General features: G+C 52.8%; 13 protein-coding genes. 7 read left to right on the top strand and 6 right to left on the bottom strand.

The window, feature by feature from the left end; translation table 11 throughout:
- The first annotated feature begins 169 nt into the window (after positions 1-169).
- The 3 genes from ACH5Y9_RS03495 to ACH5Y9_RS03505 all read left to right on the top strand — a co-directional run bounded on the left by ACH5Y9_RS03495 (position 170) and on the right by ACH5Y9_RS03505 (position 2,782).
- On the top strand, positions 170-508 hold the full coding sequence (locus tag ACH5Y9_RS03495; RefSeq protein WP_020485493.1) for a P-II family nitrogen regulator: 339 nt from the start codon (positions 170-172) through the stop codon (positions 506-508).
- 157 nt (positions 509-665) lie between these two features.
- Positions 666-1,934: an ammonium transporter gene (locus tag ACH5Y9_RS03500; RefSeq protein WP_205454462.1), complete on the top strand. Its 1,269-nt coding sequence runs from the start codon at positions 666-668 to the stop codon at positions 1,932-1,934.
- A gap of 83 nt (positions 1,935-2,017) precedes the next feature.
- Positions 2,018-2,782, top strand: coding sequence for an inositol monophosphatase family protein (locus tag ACH5Y9_RS03505; RefSeq protein ID WP_445368536.1), 765 nt, complete (start codon positions 2,018-2,020; stop codon positions 2,780-2,782).
- On the opposite strand, the gene ACH5Y9_RS03510 is transcribed toward ACH5Y9_RS03505, so the two are convergent.
- Positions 2,761-3,975, bottom strand: a complete 1,215-nt coding sequence (locus ACH5Y9_RS03510) for a glycosyltransferase (protein ID WP_445368537.1) — start codon at positions 3,973-3,975, stop codon at positions 2,761-2,763. The two genes, ACH5Y9_RS03505 and ACH5Y9_RS03510, sit on opposite strands and share 22 nt — an antisense overlap.
- 311 nt (positions 3,976-4,286) lie before the next feature.
- Between ACH5Y9_RS03510 and ACH5Y9_RS03515 the strand changes: the two genes are divergently transcribed.
- The gene (locus ACH5Y9_RS03515; protein WP_445368538.1) at positions 4,287-6,068 is read left to right on the top strand and encodes an autotransporter domain-containing protein; all 1,782 of its coding nucleotides are present in this window, start codon (positions 4,287-4,289) and stop codon (positions 6,066-6,068) included.
- 70 nt (positions 6,069-6,138) lie between these two features.
- Here the strand turns inward: ACH5Y9_RS03515 and rpe are convergent, their stop codons facing one another.
- The 4 genes from rpe to ACH5Y9_RS03535 all read right to left on the bottom strand — a co-directional run bounded on the left by rpe (position 6,139) and on the right by ACH5Y9_RS03535 (position 15,178).
- Complete coding sequence (rpe, locus tag ACH5Y9_RS03520; protein ID WP_319962556.1) at positions 6,139-6,810, bottom strand: ribulose-phosphate 3-epimerase; 672 nt, start codon at positions 6,808-6,810, stop codon at positions 6,139-6,141.
- Between the two features lie 106 nt (positions 6,811-6,916).
- Positions 6,917-9,307: a sensor domain-containing protein gene (locus ACH5Y9_RS03525; RefSeq protein WP_445368539.1), complete on the bottom strand. Its 2,391-nt coding sequence runs from the start codon at positions 9,305-9,307 to the stop codon at positions 6,917-6,919.
- 20 nt (positions 9,308-9,327) lie between these two features.
- Positions 9,328-10,029, bottom strand: a complete 702-nt coding sequence (locus ACH5Y9_RS03530) for a response regulator (RefSeq protein ID WP_033155367.1) — start codon at positions 10,027-10,029, stop codon at positions 9,328-9,330.
- A 28-nt stretch (positions 10,030-10,057) separates the two neighbouring features.
- Positions 10,058-15,178 carry an AAA family ATPase gene (locus tag ACH5Y9_RS03535; RefSeq protein WP_445368540.1) on the bottom strand — a complete coding sequence of 1,707 codons (5,121 nt, stop codon included), beginning with the start codon at positions 15,176-15,178 and terminating at the stop codon, positions 10,058-10,060.
- Between the two features lie 97 nt (positions 15,179-15,275).
- Here ACH5Y9_RS03535 and ACH5Y9_RS03540 point away from each other — a divergent pair, with 97 nt between their 5' ends.
- A complete protein-coding gene (locus ACH5Y9_RS03540; protein WP_445368541.1) occupies positions 15,276-15,842 on the top strand; it encodes a thioredoxin family protein in 567 nt (188 codons plus the stop codon).
- 136 nt (positions 15,843-15,978) lie between these two features.
- Here the strand turns inward: ACH5Y9_RS03540 and ACH5Y9_RS03545 are convergent, their stop codons facing one another.
- Positions 15,979-17,559, bottom strand: a complete 1,581-nt coding sequence (locus ACH5Y9_RS03545; RefSeq protein ID WP_445368542.1) for a methyl-accepting chemotaxis protein — start codon at positions 17,557-17,559, stop codon at positions 15,979-15,981.
- 213 nt (positions 17,560-17,772) lie between these two features.
- On the opposite strand from ACH5Y9_RS03545, the gene ACH5Y9_RS03550 reads away from it, so the two are divergent.
- Positions 17,773-18,810: a YjgN family protein gene (locus tag ACH5Y9_RS03550; protein ID WP_445368543.1), complete on the top strand. Its 1,038-nt coding sequence runs from the start codon at positions 17,773-17,775 to the stop codon at positions 18,808-18,810.
- On the top strand, positions 18,811-19,824 hold the full coding sequence (locus ACH5Y9_RS03555; RefSeq protein ID WP_445368544.1) for a M48 family metallopeptidase: 1,014 nt from the start codon (positions 18,811-18,813) through the stop codon (positions 19,822-19,824).
- The last annotated feature ends 61 nt before the right edge of the window (positions 19,825-19,885 follow it).

Consider the following 19,885-nt stretch of genomic DNA (forward strand, 5'->3'; position numbering starts at 1 on the left):
CGGTTAACGCGAAAAGAAACGGGTGGTCGGCGATGGCTGCCCGTTTTTGTTATCATGAAGCACTACTTTGGTGCTTTTGCTCGGGTAAATTGTAGGTTCTACCGGAATTATTTATTATGGTGGCAACAGTGACGAAACAGCTTTTTAATCATTCGAATTTGGGGATAGCATGAAATTAATTACAGCGATTATCAAACCATTCAAGCTGGACGACGTCAGGGAAGCCTTGTCCGAGATCGGGGTGGCGGGTGTAACGGCAACCGAAGTAAAAGGCTTTGGCAGGCAAAAAGGCCATACCGAGTTATATCGCGGCGCTGAGTACGTGGTGGATTTTCTGCCTAAGGTCAAGCTGGAAATTGCAGTGGCGGAACACGTTGTCGACCAAGCCGTGGAAACCATCGTCAAAGCCGCAAACACCGGCAAAATTGGCGACGGTAAGATTTTTGTGACCAACCTGGAACAGATTATCCGTATCAGAACCGGCGAGACCGGAGAAGACGCTATCTAAGTCTTCAACAAAAAACAAAAAGCAGTAGAACATCAAAAATCGCCCTGGTCTGCGCGAAATTCGCAGACCAGGGCGATTTTGTTGTTTATAGACAGCTTAAAAATAACAACACACCATCATCTAGTGAAAGACAATGACAACAATAAAAAGAACGCTGATGCTAATGGCATACAGCTTGATGTTGCCGCAGCAGGCTTGGGCCGAAGGCATTAACCAAGCCAACACCGCTTGGGTTTTAACCTCCACCGCGCTGGTTTTATTCATGACCATTCCTGGCTTGTCGCTGTTTTATGGCGGTTTGGTCAGAAGCAAGAACGTGCTGTCGGTATTGATGCAATGTTTTGCGATTACCTGTCTGGTATCGCTACTGTGGCTGGCCGGTGTATACAGCTTCGTATTTGCCGATGGCGGCAGCTGGCAGCCGTTTTTGGGGAGCGGCAGCAAGATCTTTCTGCCGGACATGAACACGCAAACTTTGATCGGCGATATTCCGGAAACCGTGTTTTTCATGTTTCAAATGACTTTTGCGATTATTACCCCGGCCTTGATCGTTGGCGCGTTTGCCGAACGGATGAAGTTTTCAGCCATGCTGTGGTTTAGCGGACTTTGGCTGATTGTGGTGTATATGCCGATTTGCCATTGGATATGGGGCAACGGCTGGCTGGCGGCGATGGGTGCGAAGGACTTCGCCGGCGGGATTGTGATTCACGTCAACGCCGGAGTGGCATCTCTGGTGGCGGCATTAGTGTTGGGGCGCCGTAAAGGCTTTCCCACGGTGGCGATGCCGCCGCATAATATGACCATGGTGGTTACGGGTGCCGGGATGCTCTGGTTCGGCTGGTTCGGCTTCAACGGTGGTAGCGCGTTAAAAGCCGACGGCAGTGCAGGGATGGCGATTGCCGTGACGCATATCGCCGCGGCCGCCGGTGCTTTAACCTGGATGACCATTGAATGGCTGCGTTTTAGTAAGCCCAGTGTTTTAGGTATCGTCACCGGGATGGTCGCCGGCTTGGGCACCATTACGCCGGCCTCTGGATTTGTCGGGCCCATGGGTGGTTTGGTTATTGGTATTGTGGCTGGCGCCGTGTGTTTTTACGCCACGCAATTTGTCAAACGCCGTTTGAAAATCGACGATTCCTTGGACGTGTTTCCGGTACATGGCGTCGGCGGCTGCGTCGGTTCGATTTTAACCGGCGTGTTTGCTGCTGAAAGTTTCGGCGGCTTGGGATTGAACGGCGTGACTATTGCCCAGCAAGTCGGCGTGCAAACGCTTGCGGTTTTAGTGACGGCGGCCTGGAGCGCTTTATTCAGCTATGTTTTATTGAAACTCATCGGCGTGTTCATCGGTTTGCGCGTCAGCGAAGACGAAGAGCAGCAAGGTCTGGATATTGTGTTGCACGAAGAAACCGGCTATCACAATCTGTAACCATTAGCGGTTAGAATCTACGCTTTTCATAGCGGGCAGGGCGGATCGCCGCCTGCCCGCATCCCCACAAAATCAGGAAAATCATGCCCATCACTCTTGAAGCTTTAGAAACCATCGTCCGCGCGGCGGGCGATGTGGCGATGCGATATTTCAACGATCTGGACTCTCTGGCGATTAACAAAAAAAGCGCTCGCGACTTGGTCACCGATGCCGATGTCGCAGTGGAAAATTATCTGAAACAAGCTCTCGGCGAGCAGTGTCCCGAGTACGGTTTTTGGGGCGAGGAAAGCGGTCAAACCGCCAATCAAACCAGCCGCTGGATCGTTGATCCGATTGACGGTACCCATTCATTCTCGAAAGGCCAGTATTTTTGGGGCATTAGTGTAGCCTTGGAAATTGACGGCGAATTGAGAATGGGCGCGGTTTACGGCCCGGCCTTGGACGATTATTACTGCGCGGAAAAAGGTAAGGGCGCTTGGAAAAACGGCAAACCTATCAGGGTTTCGGATGAAACCAGTTTGGCCAGCAGCATGGTATCCACCGGTTTCGCGTGCCTGCGTCAGTATTTGGAGGACAACAACCTGCCGCGATTTAATCGTATCGCACAAGCCACTACCGGTCAGCGGCGCCTGGGTTCCGCCGCGCTGGATTTATGCACGGTTGCGGATGGCCAGGTCGATGCCTTTTGGGAGCAGGAGTTGAATCTTTACGACATCGCGGCGGGTGTGTTGATAGCCAAAGAAGCCGGCGCAACCATCACCGATTTTAAAGGCAATCCTGGTGTGTTTCCAAAGCAGGTGTTTGCGACTAACGGCAAAATTCTCGATCAGCTATTGCCTTTGATGTAAGCGTCTTTCATCAACATCTCGCAGCGTTTGGCAATATCGCTAGCTTGTTGTGCGGGCGAGAAGCCGGCGTATTTATCCGCAAACTGTTGGGCGGTCTGTGTGTGTTTCGAATGGCGCAATAGCTCAGTTACGGCTGTTTTGTAGTTGGGATTTTTGCTTTCCGCGGCGATGTAAGTGCCCGCGCCGAGAGTAGCGAGGTTTTGAGCGCTGATCAGTTGTTCCAGCTGAAAAGGCAATGCCAGCAAGGGTTTGCCAGACAGCAAAAATGCCGACAATGTCGCCATACCGCCATGGCAAATAGCCAAATCGCATTGTTTGGCAGCAGCCGAGATGATTACCGGCTGCGGAGTAATGTGTAGATTGGCGCTGCTGTTTTTTTCTATAAATGCGGGCGTTGTGCCGGGTATGTGTGCCAATATCGACCATGGTGACGCGCGCAACTGTTTTAGCAACACTTCCAGGCCGGGATATTCCGGGTGCAAATAGACGAATATTTTTTCGGCTCCGACGCTCGGCCAGGTCGGCTTCATGCCGTCCGTCTGCAAAATGGTGGGTCCCCAATAATTTGCGTTACGGTATTGCCGATAATGGTCCAGCTCCGGAAACGTGCAGATAAAATCTTCCGTAAACTCTAACAAGTCCGCCAAAATCCTTAATGGTGGTGTATTCAAACACTCTAAAACCGAGTTAGTCGTGTTTAACACCTGGCTTTCGATAATGCTTAACGCCTTATCGCTAACGCGCAACCAGGGGCGAATATTGGGCATCGGACTGATGCGCGGCGGCGAAAAAAAGCCGGTGCCGAACCCCGCTCGAGGCGTGTCAAATTTGCGGGCAGCCAGTAACGCGGTCGGTGCGTGGTCGCATACGATCAAGTCAGGACTTACATGGCGATAAAGGCATTCCCAGGCTTTTGCTCGGGTTAACAGACCGGTTTTATCGGTAAAGCCGGCGTTTTGTAGAATTCCCGGATAACTGGAGGCTGGCGCTTGCGGACGACTGTCAGGCCAGCGTATCGGGGCTTGTAGGTAACAAAAGTGATCGGCAGCTAACCAAGTGTCGGCGTATTCCAAATCTTTAAGCGCGAATACGACCTCGTGCCCGAGACTTTTAAGTTGTCGGGCTATGGGCAGAAATGCGGCGGTGTGGCCGTAGCCGCCCCCTAATTCCCAGCAATACAGGACTCTAGCCATGGCAGTGGATTTGCTTCACAAAAGGTTGAAGTTGGAGTTTGTCTACAGCGTTTAGCAATAACTTTTGTTGAAACAACTGGTTTGAGAATTTATGCGCTAGCATTTATCTATGCTCATGATGGCAGTCAATAATAGAATTCAGACCGTTTGCTAATGATTTGGAATCATCGATAGTATTCAGTGCCATAATTAGCATACAAGGTTTTTATTCTTTAATTACGCTGTATCTAACCTGCTAAATTCTCATGATCCTACCTATATTACATTCAGAAAAATTATCGGGTTTATGCGGACTAACGGCAATGCCGCCAATGTCTTCGCGCCAGTGCTTAAACCGGGCAATTCGACCCCTTGCATTCAGTTCCAAGGAAGTATTGCTGGCAGCGGCGGCCGCTTTATCTTTCGCGCCATTTTCAGTACAAGCCTGGACTCTGGATTTTTCTTCCAGATCCTATAACTTTAACGAAGCGGATGGTGTTGTCCAGGCTAACGTTAGTCTGGCTAGCAGCTCCGGCGATTATGGCGGCTGCACCATAAGCGGCGATGTCGTCGCTGCTGGCGGCAGTGCAACCGCAGGCAGTGACTACAATATTTCGAGCGGCACCTTTTCTTTCAGCGTTCCCTTTTTGTTTGGCGGGTCTCATACCGATAGTGCGCCGGTATCCATCAATATTATCGACGATGCATTGGTAGAAAGCACTGAAACTGTGACCTTATCTCTTCAGAATGTAACGCCAAGCTGTACCGGTGATTCAGTGTCGGCGGGCGCGTCAGCAGTCGCCAGCATTGCGGACAACGACGTCGCTCCGCCACCCACCACGCCAACGACGCCCACTACGCCCACTACGCCAATAACCTCGACGCCCAACGTAACCGCCGATCCGACCTTTACCCCTAATCAGCAAGCAATTTACGAAGGTTTAACCAGTGCTTGCTCGGGAACTGGCGGCGATTTATTGGCCCGCTGCAATGAAATAAACAACGCCGACCTGAATGCGGTGATTCCGGATGCGGTGGCGGCGCAAGGTGCGGCGGCCGTGGATTTTGGTTACAAGCAATTTTCCGTGGTGCATGGCCGCATCGTTAATTTGCGCAACTCCCAACAGCAAAGCGCCTCCTTACTGGGTTATTCCACCATTAATGTCAACGGCGAAACCATTCCGGTCGGCAAGGCGTTGATGACAGCACTAGGCCCGGCGCGGGGCGGGGCGGCTGGGGATGATCCAAACGAACAGCCGTTTCGCGATAGCCCGTTAGGTTTCTTTCTGAAAGGTCAATTCAACGTCGGTGAAAAAGCCAATACCGGCAGCGAACGGGGCTTCAAAGCCGACAGAAAGGCGGTTACCTTCGGTCTGGATTACAGCTTTATGGATGAATTGGTGTTGGGTGCGGCCTTCGGTTACGGCTCTACCGATACCAATTACAATTTAAACAGCGGGAGTATGTCGACCGATGCGTACGAGTTTTCGTCGTATGGCAGTTATTTCCTGCCGCAGTCATTTTATATCGACTGGATTATGAGTTATGCGCTGCATTCCTTCGATATCAATCGGCGCATCCAATATACCGGATTCGATAATACGGCTACCAGTAGCGCTAATGGCGACCAGTACGGCTTTAGTTTGGGGTTTGGTAAAGATTTTGCGCTGCAAAGTTTTGTGATTAATCCCTATGTAAGGCTGGATTACAGCAAAACCGAAGTGGATAGCTATCAGGAAAGCGGCGGTGGCGGTTTAGCCATGGAGTTTGCCGGCCAATCTATCGATTCGGCGACATCGACTATCGGCGGTCAAGCCAGTAACGCGATCAGTACCTCTTGGGGTGTGTTGTCACCCGGCGTGCGTTTCGAATGGGTGCATCAGTATCTGGACGAAAGCCGTTTGATTCAGGCGCGCTTTAGTCAGGCGGCTGCCGGTGCCGGCAGATTCAGCGTAAAAACCGATACGCCGGATCGCGACTATTTTAATATCGGTACGTCGTTGGCATTGAGTTTGCCGGAAGGTCGGGCGGGCTTTTTACGATACGAATACCGCTTAGGGCAGGCCTATATTACCGATCACACTATCGAGTTGGGAGCGAGAATTCCGTTTTAAGGAATATAGTGAATGCTTTGGGGAAGTGACCGCTGCGGGACATCCCGCAGCGGTTGTCTTTAATTCAGACTTATTTGGCTGCGGCTAATTCCGCGCGCATGTCGTCGATGACTTTTTTATAATCCGGTTTGCCGAAAATAGCGGAGCCCGCTACGAAGGTGTCCGCACCGGCTTCCTTGATTTCACGAATATTAGCCACGTTTACGCCGCCGTCGATTTCCAGGCGGATATCCAAACCGCTGTCGTCGATAATTTTTCTGGCTTGGCGCAATTTATCCAACGCGGATGGAATGAAAGATTGCCCGCCGAAGCCAGGGTTGACCGACATCAGCAAAATCATGTCGACTTTGTCGAGTACGTGTTCCAGGAAATGCAACGGCGTGCCTGGGTTAAATACCAGACCGGATTTGCAACCCAAGTCTCTGATCATTTGCAGTGAACGGTCAATGTGTCTGGAGGCTTCCGGGTGGAAAGTAATGTAGCTGGCGCCGGCTTTAGCGAAATCCGGGATGATGCGGTCTACCGGTTCCACCATCAAATGGACGTCAATTGGGGCGGTAACGCCATGCTTGCGTAGCGCTTCGCAAACCAAGGGACCGATAGTCAGATTGGGCACAAAATGGTTGTCCATCACATCGAAATGCACAATGTCTGCGCCCGCATTTAAGACATTAACAACTTCTTCGCCCAAGCGTGCGAAGTCTGCGGAGAGTATGGAAGGTGCAATCAGATTGTCAGCCATCTTTTGATCCTTTTGGTGAGGTTAAAAAACCGGCATTATAACTTTTTTCCGGCGTTTGGCTAAAACAGTGGATTGATTGCACACTTTAGGGCTGCCGGCGCTTGTTTCAAGCCGACACCACCGGCTCAAAATTTTTGTTAAGAGCGTAGTCGGTCAGAAACTTTTCGAATTCCGCTATCGGTAGCGGTTTGCTGACCAGATAACCTTGGTAAAGATCGCATTGCCGGCTTTTCAGAAAAGCCAGTTGCTCGGCGGTTTCCACGCCTTCCGCTACCACGCGCATGCGTAGCGTCTTAGCCATGGCGATAATCGTCGCGGTGATTTCCATATCGTCAGTGTGTTTGGGGATGTCTTCAATAAAACTTTTATCGATCTTTAAGACATCCAGCGGAAATAGTTTCAAATAAGCCAGCGACGAATAACCGGTGCCGAAATCATCAATGGCCAGATGCACACCCAAGCCGTGCAGCTTGTGTAAAATTTCGATGGCTTCTTTTTCCCGTTTCATCAACGCGCTTTCAGTGAGTTCGAGTTCCAGGCACTCGGCCGGAAAACCGGTTTCTGCCAAAATCCTGGCGACCACGTCGCTAATATCACTATGCAAAAACTGTTGCGGCGATAGGTTAACCGCCAGACGCAAGGCTGGAAAACCGGCTTTCCGCCAGCGCTGGCCGTGGTGACAGGTTTCTCTCAACACCCAATTGCCGATACTGGTAATCAGACCGGTTTCCTCGGCAATCGGGATGAAGCGCAGCGGCGGTATCAGTTCGCCGCTGGCAGTCTGCCAGCGGACCAAGGCTTCGGCGCCGATAATCGCGCCATTCTCGATACAAATTTGCGGTTGGAAAAACACCCGCAATTCGCCTTGCTCGATAGCTTGCCGCAGGCGGATTTCTATATCGATACGTTCGCGCGCGGCGCGGGTCAAATCTTCCGAGAAATATTTGAAGCGGTTCCTGCCCTCATTTTTGGCTTGATACAAGGCCGTATCGGCTTGTTGGATCAACTCGTCCGGCGAAGCGCCGTGTTCGGGAAACATGGCGATGCCGACGCTGACACCGATGCGTACTTCATGGCCGCTGGGTAGTTGCCAAGTTTGGTTCAAGGCATTGATGATTTGCGTGGCCACATGAGCGACGGTTTCAGGTTGGTTGACTTCCTCCAGCAACACCACGAATTCGTCACCGCCGAGCCGGCAAATGGTGTCACTGGTACGCAGCCGGGTAGTCAGGCGTTCGGCGACCATTTGCAGCAAATCGTCGCCGGCCAAATGGCCGAAGCTATCGTTAACGTCCTTGAAGCGGTCCAAGTCCAGCATCAACACTGCCATCTTGTTGGCCTGACGGCGGGCTTTTTCGATGTTGTGTTGCAGGCGCGACAGGAACAGCATGCGGTTGGGCAATTTCGTCAGCGGGTCGTGGTGGGCCAGGAATTCCAGTTCCATTTCCGAAGCCTTCAGCTTGGAAATGTCGGCAAACACACCCACGTAGTGGCTGATCTCGCCTTTGCCGTCGCGCACGGTGCTGATGCTCAACAATTCCGGATACACCTCGCCGGTCTTGCGGCGATTCCAGATTTCGCCTTGCCAATGATCCGTAGTGGCAATATTGGCCCACATTTCCCGGTAAAAATCGGCGTTGTGGCGGCCGGAACTTAAGATGCTGGGGCTATGACCGATCACATCCCGATTATCGTAACCGGTGATGTTGCTAAAGGCCTTGTTGACCATTGTAATTCGGCGTTGGGCGTCGGTAATCATCACGCCCTCTCGGGTGCTTTCGAATACGGCGGCGGCTTGTCCCAATCGCTCTTCGTTGGCTTTGATGTCGGAAATATCGGTAATGGTGCCGACGTAACCGCACAATCCGCCCGTTTCATCTAGTTCCGGTTCGGCGCGCCCCACCACCCAGCGCACACTGCCGTCCGCCAGTTGAAAACGGTATTGCATATTGAAGGGCTGCAAGGCGGATACGCAACGCTGCCATTCGGCAATCACCGAATCGCGGTCTTCGGCAAGCAAACCGGCTATCCAGCCGTCACCGTGCGAATCGATAAAATGCAAGCCGGTGATTTCGCACCAGCGATGGTTGACGTAATCGCACTCACCTTTTTCGTTGGTGCGAAAAATGCCGACCGGGGCAATCTTCGATAGCGTATGAAAAAGTAGCTCGCTTTCCTGCAACGCGATTTCCGCTTGCTTACGGGCCGTGATGTCGCGCAGCCCGATGACATAGGCTGGCGCGCCTTCCCATTCCAGCGGCGTGGAGCGCAGTTCCGCCCAGGCTATGCCGCTGGGGCGAATCAAGTTGATGTCTTGAAATTGAATTTTGTCGGCGGAAATCGGAATTGCCAGGGAATGGCCGATCAGGCTGCCGCGTTCCAGCAATTGTTCTGCGGCTTGATTGGCATAAATAACGACGCCTTGCGGGTCGACAACCATTACGCCGTCGGTAATGGTGTCCAGGATCAGATTGAGTTGTTTGAGTGTTTGTGGCATTTAGGGGTTACGACCGGGCATCAAACGATCACTGTCTGCACACCTGTACCAACATTTTGGGTAGTGATGGCCGCCATCACCGACGACATTCGGGAAAGATCGCCTAGCAGTTTCAACACCGGTTCCGGCAGATCGCGCACCAGCATCGGCGTGGCAAAGATTTCTTTTTCCAGTGCCTTTTCCGGCATGCCCAATACTTCGACCACGTCGAATACCCAATGGCCCGGCTCGTATATGCCGGCCAGCACCGCGCTGATTTGCTCGACCAACCTGCGGGTTTCCGGATTCAGCGACACCACGTATAAGGTCAAAACCAGCTTATGGTGGTTGGCCCGGCGTTCTTCATGAACTTTGGCGATGTGTACCACTTGGGCGATATTGCGGATTTGCGATGCCGACAAGGGTTTGCTGGCCAGTTCGAATTGCAAGCCTTCTTCATGGGCGTCTTTCAGTTGGTCCATAAATTCGGCGGCAAAGGCCGTGACGATATAGACATTCAAGCTGGTGTCCAATGCCTTCAGGCGGCGTAAGGTCTCCACGCCGTCTATGCCGGGCATGCGTAAGTCCAGAAATATCAAGTCGGGACGATCGGCTTCCACCATGGCGATACCTTGTAGACCGTTCTCGGCTTCGCGCACACGATAGCCTTCTTCTTCCAGAATCAGCTTGAAGGCGCCGCGTACCGCCGGGTCGTCGTCAATCACCAGAATGTTGTTTACCATCGCCTGTGTCTCTATTCGTTAACAAATACTAAAAGTGGGGGAATTTTAACCGGATGCAGCAACCTTCGCCAATGCGGCTTTCCACGGCTATCGAGCCATCGGCATCTTGAATCAAGCGGCGGGTGACGGATAAACCCAGTCCGGTGCCTTGGCCGGGCGGTTTGGTGGTAAAGAAAGGGTCGAACATGCGGCCTTGTACTTCGTCGGGGATGCCGGGACCATTGTCTTTTATATTCAACTCTAGCATTTTTTCGGCACAACGAACGCTGATTTCAATTTCGGGTTGCGCAATACCGCTTAGCGCATCGCGGGCATTGATCAATAGATTGATCAGAATCTGTTGCATGCTTTCCGCCGTGCAGGCGAGTTTGGGCAAGTTTTCCGGTATCTCGGTACGGACTTGGATAGCGGTTTTGCGCAATTCGCCTTCCAGCAACAACAAGGTTTGGCCTAAAACTTCCTCTAGCGAGCAACTGCCGGTTGGCGTGGTCTTTTGATGCATGAACACCAGCATATTCGACACAATGTTTTTGATGCGTTGAATTTGCTGCAAGGCTTGCGCCAGTATTTGCTTGGATTTGGCATCTTCCGTGCGGTCCGAGACAAATTCGACGAAGTTCATCACGCCCATCAGCGGATTGTTGATCTCATGGGCCACGCCGCCGACCAGCGTGCCCAGTGCCGACAGCTTTTCCATTTGCAGCATATGATCCTGGTTTTCTTGTAATTGTTTGTAAGCTTGGCGGGTTTGTTCCAGCAAGTGGGCGTTTTCCAACGAAATGGCCGCTTGGGCGGTCAACAGCTCGGTCATGCTGATTTTTTCCGGGGTGAATACGCCTTCGGATAGCCGGTTTTCCAGGTAAAGCAAGCCGATTAATTCGCTTTGCTTGATCACCGGCAAACACAATACCGAGCGTAAGCCAAACGCCACAACCTCGGGCGCATTTTGAAACTCGCCTTCGCTGCAGGCGTCGCTCAGCACGACGTTTTCGTGGGTACGTTGCACGTAATTGACGATGGCGTGGCAGATGCCGCGCACCTTGTTCAAGCTGTAATAGTGTTTGTGTATCGTGCGTTTTTTGCCGACGTGCTGCTCGGCGGCCACCAATAATTCGTCTTGTTGTTTGATCAACAGATAACCGTGCTGGGCTGCGGAGCTTTCCAAGACCACGGCCATGATTTTTTGCATCAATTGGGTCAGATCAATTTCCGCCGATAACGCCAGCGCCGATTTCATCAGATAGCTGATGTCCAGACTAGGTAAGGTGGTGGGAGCGGGCTGAGGTTTGGCTATTCTGGCGCCGGTCTCCGGACTGACGTATTGATGACGTTCCTGCAGCTGGTTGCTTTTCGCATCGGCACGGCATAAGCGGTAGTGGCGGCGCGCTTCGCCGTAATACAGTTCCGCGTCGCCCAAGCGGTGCTTCAGCAACAGATCTGCCAGCGTTTCGTATATATGGCCGGTCAGCAGGCCATAGTTCTGCGCCAGTGACAAGGCAATGGCATCCATGTACAGATTGCGCGCTTCGCGGTATTGGCCCTGCTGTCTGGCAAGCTCGGCATGGACAAACATTAGGTAGGGTTTCAGCAAGGGACCAAGTTGCCCCCACACTTCCAGTTGCGCAAGCAAGGGCGCAATTTCGGCATCGATTCGCGCCGCATCCATTTCCGAGCGCAGCAAGTTCAAGATCCGAAAGGCGTACCAAAGACGTTTCAAAACATTGTCGGTTAAGCCGTGCAAATAGTTTTCCACGGCCTTCAGCGAGAGTGCCGCCGCGCTATAGTCGCCCAGGTAATATTGGGCAAAACCCAGTAATGCGAAGTAACTGCCGGTAGCTGCAACATAGTTATTGGCCTGCCAGTCCGCCAGTGTCGCTTGCATATCGAGCGGGCGGTAATCGGGCTTCATCGGTAATACCCAGCCGGCCAGCACCGCCTGGGCCAGGCCTATTGAAAACGACAATTGGTTTTTGCGGGAAAATTGCAGACATTCATCGGCGGCTTCCTCGACCCAGCGCAGGTTTTTACCCTGGGCCATTAGATTCCACATCAGCGGGCCGTAGGACAGGCCGGCGTTGTAGAGATCGCCGCAGTTCTTGCCGGACTGAATGGCCTTGTGCGCGTAATCGACAATATCGGCCGGGTGGCTGCGCGAGTGCATATTGCACCAGACGATGCCGTTCATGCCTCGGGTGGCGCCAAAGGTGTTGGGGTATTTGGCGCAAAGGTCGTGAGCCAAATCTTGATAGCGAAAGGCCTGGGCGAATTTGCCTTGTTCGCCGAGATTGAGGCCCATGATGGAAAACGAATAAATCACCGATTCGTCCATGCCGCCTTCCAGGCAATGCAGGGTGGATTGGGCGGCGGATAAATATAGCTGCGGTACCAAACCACACATATACAAATCCGGAATCAACTCGCTATAAAAAGCCAGTTCGATTTTGCTCTGCCGCTGATCGGTAAACGGCATGTCCAGGATTTTTTGCCGGACATCGTCTTGCTGTTCTATCTTCAGCATCAAGCCTTCCATGCGTTGCCGGGCTTGCTCGGGATCGTCGGGAATAGACTTGTTGAAATACGCCAAGCCGCGATTGGCGGTGGCGATGGCCTGTTTGAAGTTGCCGAAGGAGGATAGCGACGTGGTTTGATCTGCCAGCGCTTCGGCTTTGTCCAGATCGCTGACTGCATGCTCGATCAGTCGGTTCAACAAAGCTTCCGAGCTGTCGTAGCGGCCGCACATCAGATCGGTTTTCGCCAGACGCTGATAAATCCGAAACGTCAGGGTGTAGGCCGTTTCCCAACAATCGGGCGGCAGATAATTGTGGGCCTTCAGGAAAAATTCGTTGGCGGCGTCGCCGGCCAGGGCGTCCAGGGCTTTATTGCCGGCGTTGAAGTTGATATTCACCAGCCAATAGGCGGTTTCCTCGTCGAGTAGGGCCGGGCAACCCTGATTGAGGTGGGCGGCGATGGTGAATAAATTGTCCAGGCCGACAAGCTCGGCTCCGGGCGGAACCACGGACAGCAAGCGCTTACCTATGCGCCAATGGATGCCGGGGCGGGTCGTGGCGTCAACTTGCTGTAATACCGCTTCCTGCACCCGGTCGTGGACAAACTGCAAGTCGGCTTTATTTTCCAGCAATAGCCCCATGCTTAATACCGGCTTTAAATCCTCGAACAGTTGCTCGATACGCGTATCCAGCACCAGCGCGACATCCTCGGCGGTAAAACGATTACCCATGCAGGCGCAGTGGTAAAGGATGTGTAAAGTCCGACTTGGCAGTTTACGCACTTTGGCACTGAACAGCTCGACCACGCTGGCCGGCATTTGCGTGTCGCGGATGCGGTTCATATCCCATTGCCAGTGCTGTTTGGCATCGATACCGAGTAAACCTTCGTTGTACAACCAGGCCAAACTTTCGCTGACGAACAAGGGGTTGCCTTCGGTCAGATGCGCGATAAAGTCGGCCAAATTGGCGGTGGCGGTTAACGACGAATCCAGAATGTAGGCGACCATTTCGTGGCAATCAGCCTCGCTGAGTTCGGTCAAATGAATCTCGGCCAGTGGGCCGGTGTTTTCTTGCACGCTACGAATTAGTTTGGTGAGCGGGTGATCGTGATCCACTTCGTTATGGCGATAAGCGCCCATAAAAAACAAATAGGGGTGTTCGCGATGATTGGTAAACAGATTTTGCAAGAAATCGAAAGTGGCGCTGTCGCACCATTGCAGATCGTCGATGAATAACACCAAGGGATTTTCTTCGCTGGCTAGGCAAGCCAGGAAGCGGCCGAACAGATTGTTGAAACGGTTACGCGCCTCTACCGGCGGCAAGGGCTGGGCCTCAGGTTGTAGGCCGATGATGAATTCCAGTTCCGGCACCACGTCGACAATCACGCCGCCGGCATTGTCCAACGCTTCGAGAATTTTTGCGGACCAATCATGTACTTGTGCATCGCTTTCGGTCAGAAAGGTGCGTATCAGATTGCGCAAAGCCTGGATTAGCGAGCTGTAGGGAATGTTTTTTTGATACTGATCGAATTTGCCGGAGCTGAAATAGCCGCGATTTTTCACCAGCGGTTTTTGCAGTTCCTGAATCAGCCGGGTTTTGCCGATGCCGGATAGGCCGGATATAAACACGGAACGAAACCGGCCTTGGGTTACTTGGCTGTATTCCTGGCGGATCAACTCGGTTTCGCTTTGTCGTCCGACCATTTTCGAAACGAAAATCACCCGGCGGCTGCGGTCATACTGGCCTATGCCGAAATCCGATACGCTGCCGGTTACTTCGTGCTCTTTCTGGCAGCGCAGCAAATCCGCCAGCAAGCCGGAGGCACTTTGGTAGCGTTTTTCCGGTTGTTTCAAAATCAGTTTGGCGATGATTTCGCTCAGGGTGTTGGGGATGCCCGGACTGATGTCGTGGATTTTGATGGCTTCCTCGGCTAGATGCGAGTGAATCAGTTCCAGCGGATCGTCGGAAAAAAACGGCAGTCGGCCGGTCAGCAGTTCGTAAAACACGATACCCAGCGAATATAAATCGGTGGAGAAATCGACCCGGTAGTTGATGCGTCCGGTTTGCTCCGGCGAGGTATAGGCTAGGGTGTTGCGGACGAATTCCGGATCGTAAATGAAATGACTGACATCGCGGATGTCCAGCGGCGTGATGAAGTCGGTCAGGCGCAGACTCAAGCTGCCGGATTGCACCAGAATATTGTGCGGTTTGATGCCGCCATGGGTAATGCCGGCATCGTGCACCGATTGCAGGGTATCGGCCAAGGAGCAGGCCAGCGTAAAAAAATCGGTTAGATTCACCGCCTGTTGTTGAGAGATCCAATCATTTAACGGTTGACCGTTGAACCAGGGCTGGACGATAAATTGATCGCCGTCGTTGGATTCCAATGCCAAAGGTGTGCAGGCGCGCGGGTCGTGCAATACTTTCAGGCGTTCGATTTTTTGCCGCAGATGCCGGGATTGGTCGTCCCAGCTGGACAATAGTTTCAGGTATTTAACCACCAGCGGGTATTCAGGCACATGTTTATGATAGCCCTTGTACACCGTGGCTTGCAGACTCTCGCCGAGTTTGTCGGTCAGCACGTAGCTGTCCAGTTGCGGAGCGTTTTGGAGCGGAACTGTTCGGGTACTTATGTCGATCATGCGCTGGCGAATGGGAGTGTTAAGGTGATTTTCGCGGCAGTTCCGGGAGCGGGCTGTTTTATAATTCTAGCCTTGTTTTGACTCAACAGGATTAGCCATGGCCGCGACAGCCTCCACTATGCTGCCTCTGGGCAGTATCGCACCAGACTTTTGTTTGCCGGATACCGTAACCGGCCACGAGTACACTTTGCAGGACTTGAAAGGCGAGCACGGCACCTTGATTTTGTTTATCTGCAACCACTGCCCGTATGTGTTGCACATCAAAGAGCAGTTGATTGCCATTGCCCGGCAATACGCGGCCTCAGGCATTGCGACGGTGGCGATCAGTGCCAATGACATCGAAAACTATCCGCAGGATGCGCCGGATAAAATGCAGCAGATGATGGCGGACTGGGGACATCCGTTTGCCGCGTATTTGTACGACGAATCGCAGGCGGTGGCCAAAGCCTATCAGGCAGCCTGCACCCCGGATATTTATCTGTTCGATGCCGATTTGGTATGCGTTTATCGCGGCCGCCTGGATGGTGCCACGCCGAAGAATGATGTGCCAGTTACCGGCGAAGATTTGCGCAATGCCCTGGATAACTTACTGGCGGGAAAGCCTATCGATACGGTACAAATTCCCAGCATCGGCTGTAACATCAAATGGAAACTTGCGGAGTAAATGCCGGTAATCCGCAACCCGTTGTCACTTCGGTAAAAACCGCCGCTCAGGTTTTAGAGCTTTTCTGGCGGCGGCTTGCGCAGGAGTGCATTCAGGCTGACAAATCATTGCCCCCAGTCTTTGGCACGGTGCGTTTTTAGCGTGGTACGTCGTCGAATTGCTCAACCAACATATCCAGCTCTTTGCTGAGTGCCGAGACACCGCCGCTGGCCGTACTGGCATGAACCGCATGCTCTGTGGTTTGTCGCGATAAGCTGCCGACGGCTTCTACCGTTCTGGAAATTTCTTCGGAAACAATATGTTGCTGTTCGGCAGCGCTGGCGATCTGCACAATCATGTCGTTAATGATATTGACGGACAGTGTGGTTTGTTGCAGCGATTCGGTGGAGTTTTTTCCGTGTTCCGCGCCGGTTGCCGCCATTTCCCTGACTTTAGCCATTTCCTGTACGGCGTTATTGACGCCGGAGCGCAGGCCGTCGATCATTTTATGGATTTCCTCCGTGGATTTTTGCGTGCGTCCGGCCAAGGTTCTGACTTCGTCGGCCACGACGGCAAATCCCCGGCCTTGTTCGCCGGCGCGCGCTGCTTCGATGGCGGCATTCAGTGCCAACAGGTTAGTTTGCTCGGCAATCCCTTGAATCACATCAAGGACGCCGCCGATTTTCCTGCTGTGATCGGCCACAATTTTAATGACTGTTTCGGCTTGGCCGACCGCGACCACTAAGCGGTCTATCATTTGGATGGTATTGTTGACCCGCGAAAGCGTTTCTTGCGATTGCCGATTGACATCATTGGCGGCTTGAGCGGCGTTGGCGGCACTGCGGGCGACCTCGCTGACGGTGGCGCTCATTTGGTGTATCGCCGAGGCAATCTGTTCAATTTCCGCCAGCTGTCTATCCATTGCTGCGCTAACTTGGCTGACTGCCTGGTAGCTCGTATCGGCTTTGCCTGCCAGGGGTTCTGTGGCTTGAGTTAGACGGCGTATGATGGTTCGGGATTTGGCTTTTAACAGCTTCACCGCCAACAGTAATTGTCCAACTTCGCCGCCATCGGCGGTGTAAATCTGCTGCATCACCGGATTGTCGATCACCCGGCGCGCTTCCGCCGCTGCGTCTTTTAAAGGTTGTAATACCAGCCAAACCCAGGCATAACCGACCGCTAAGGGGCCGGCGAAGATTGCTGTCGCTACGCCAAAACTGCACGTTTCGCTCAGATAAAGGCTGATGGCGGTGATTAATTGAATCACTGCAAAACCGCCGGTCAGTTTGCCGGACAAACCGATGCGGCTCAAAGGCGAATCGATATTTTTGCCGTGGTTCAGCTTTTCGTAGACAGTATTGGCACGGGCCACGCAGGTCACGTCCGGTTTAACCCGCACCGATTCGTAACCGACAATCTTGCTATTTTCGAAGCGCGGGGTGACAAAAGCATCCACCCAGTAATGGTCGCCGTTTTTACAGCGATTTTTGACAATTCCCATCCATGGCCGGCCGCTCTTCACGGTTTGCCACAAATCGGCGAATGCGGCGGACGGCATGTCGGGATGGCGAACGATGTTATGGCTCTGGTTTAACAGCTCTGCCTCGCTAAAGCCGCTAGTGTTCAAAAAATCTTGGTTGACATAATTGATCTTGCCGGCGGAATCGGTCCCGGAGGTGATGGTAGCCGAAGCTGAGTAAATCAATTCACGTTGGGTAACGGGTAGGTTTTTTCTCATTTTTGTACCGGGTCGGCAGAGATAGAAAGGTAAGTTCCCACGCAAGCGCTGGCTGACTGGTCTGCACCGCTTTTGTCGAGGAAGTATAAAAGGCTTTACGGCGATTGCAAAAGCCGGCCCCTGACTAGCGTGTGTTATCTGCAGGCCGTTTTTATTGTTAGATAGCGGCGATGCACTATGCTTGCAACGGAAAAACCTAAAATGAGGATGGAAATGACAGAATATCAATCACGGCAGTTGCAATTCAGCGGCAGCGGTGGCGAGTATTTCCGGATTTGGATCGTCAATGTCTGCTTGAGTATCGTCACCTTGGGCGTTTACTCAGCCTGGGCCAAAGTCAAACGTAACCAATATTTTTACCGCCACACTACCTTAGCCGGTGCGGGTTTTGACTACCACGGCGATCCCAAGGCGATCTTGAAAGGACGCATCGTCGCTTTTCTGTTGTTTGCTGGTTATACCTTGCTCGGTGAATTCGATCAGCTTGCAGGTTTGGCAATTTTGCTGGTGATCGTATCGGTGATGCCCTGGTTATTGATGCGTTCGCTCCGTTTTAGAATGCATAACACCAGTTACCGAGGCTTACGTTTTGCGTTTCATGGCAGCACCGGAGAGGCGTACTTCAATTTTCTGCTATTGCCGGTATTATCGGCGTTGACTCTGGGGTTGCTGTGGCCGCTGGCGCAACAGCGCATGGCCCGTTACACCCGGGAAAACAGCACGTACGGTAATGAGTTTTTTAAATTTTTTGCCGGCATTGGCGCTTATTACCGCATCTATCTGATGACGATATTCATAGGTGTGCTGGTGTTTGCCGGCCTGATGGTCAGCGTTATGTTGCTGGGTAGCAAGGAGCTGATTCCGGTCGAGGCTGAGCAATTAGTGGCGATGAGTGTATTGGTAGCCGCGATAGGCACCTATTTGGCCTTGTTTTTACTGGCTTATCCCTATGTCGCGGCGCGTCTGCAGAACTTAGTCTGGAATAGCACGCAATTGGGTCCGCACGGGTTTCAGGCCCAGCTTCAAGCGCGGGAGATGCTGGGTATTATGTTTAGCAACGTCCTGTTGACTTTGCTGACCTTGGGGCTGTACAAGCCGTTTGCTGATATTCGTTTGGCGCGCTATCGCATCGAGCGCGTCGCATTATTACCGCGCGGCAGCATCGACGAGTTTGTGGCCGGTTTGCAGACTAATACGTCTGCCGCCGGCGAGGAAATGGCCGAGATGTTTGATTTCGATATTGCCTTGTAAATGTTGCTTACGGCCGTTTACTACGACGGGCGGCAAGCCCGGCCGCACCCTGTTACCCTCTGTGTTGAGGGTGACAAATTATTGTTGCAGGGCAGGGACATTGTCCGCCGCGAAGATTTAGCCAGTCTGAAAATTCCGCCACCGCTCGGCAGCACGCCGCGCCTGATTTTGTTCGCCGACGGCGGCCGTTGCGAAGTGGCAGATCGACAAGGTTTTGCCGAGATGTTGCAGGATGCAGGTAGTAGCGCGGTAGCGGGTATGGAAAATAGTTGGTGGTATGCGTTGGCGGCGCTGCTGTTAACTTTGAGCCTGCTCGTTGTTGCGTATTTGTTTGGATTGCCTTACGCGGCGCGGGCGGCGGCGGACCAAGTGCCGGTTTGTTTGCTGGAACGGATGGATACGCAGTTTTTCGTCAGCCTTGATCAAACCTTATTGAAGCCCAGCACACTATCCGAGGAACGTCGGCAAACCATTCAGGATGGCTGGCAGCGCTTGGCTTTGCCGCCGGGAGAGGATAGACCGGCGCATATTGAATTTCGCGCTAGCCCGGCATTGGGTGCCAACGCCTTTGCGTTGCCTGGCGGCAGCGTGCTGCTGCTCGACGACTTAGTGAGTTTGGCGAGTAACGACCAAGAAATTTTGGCAGTGCTGGCCCACGAAATGGGCCATGTCCACGAAAAACATGCTTTGCGGCAGATGCTTCAGGCTTCTGTGGTGGGTTTGGCGATGGCTTGGTACATTGGCGATGTCAGCAGTCTGCTGGCCGTCGCGCCGACCGTATTATTACAAACCCGCTATTCGCGCGATTTCGAACGCCGTGCCGATACTTTTGCCGCAGAACTGTTGCGCGCCAACGCTATTCCGGTCAGTCGGCTGGCCGATATATTGGAAAAACTGGAGGCCGCCCATCAAACCACAGTACCCAAACAACCTGTAGAATCGGTTGAAGCGCTGGATTATTTATCCAGCCATCCCAATACCGAAGAACGGATCAAACGCTTGCGCGGGCTGTAAAATGCTCGGCAGCCGGAGTATTTTGGCTATCAATTTATAGGTATCAGGAGAACAAAACACC

Source organism: Methylomonas sp. BW4-1 (genome assembly GCF_052474385.1).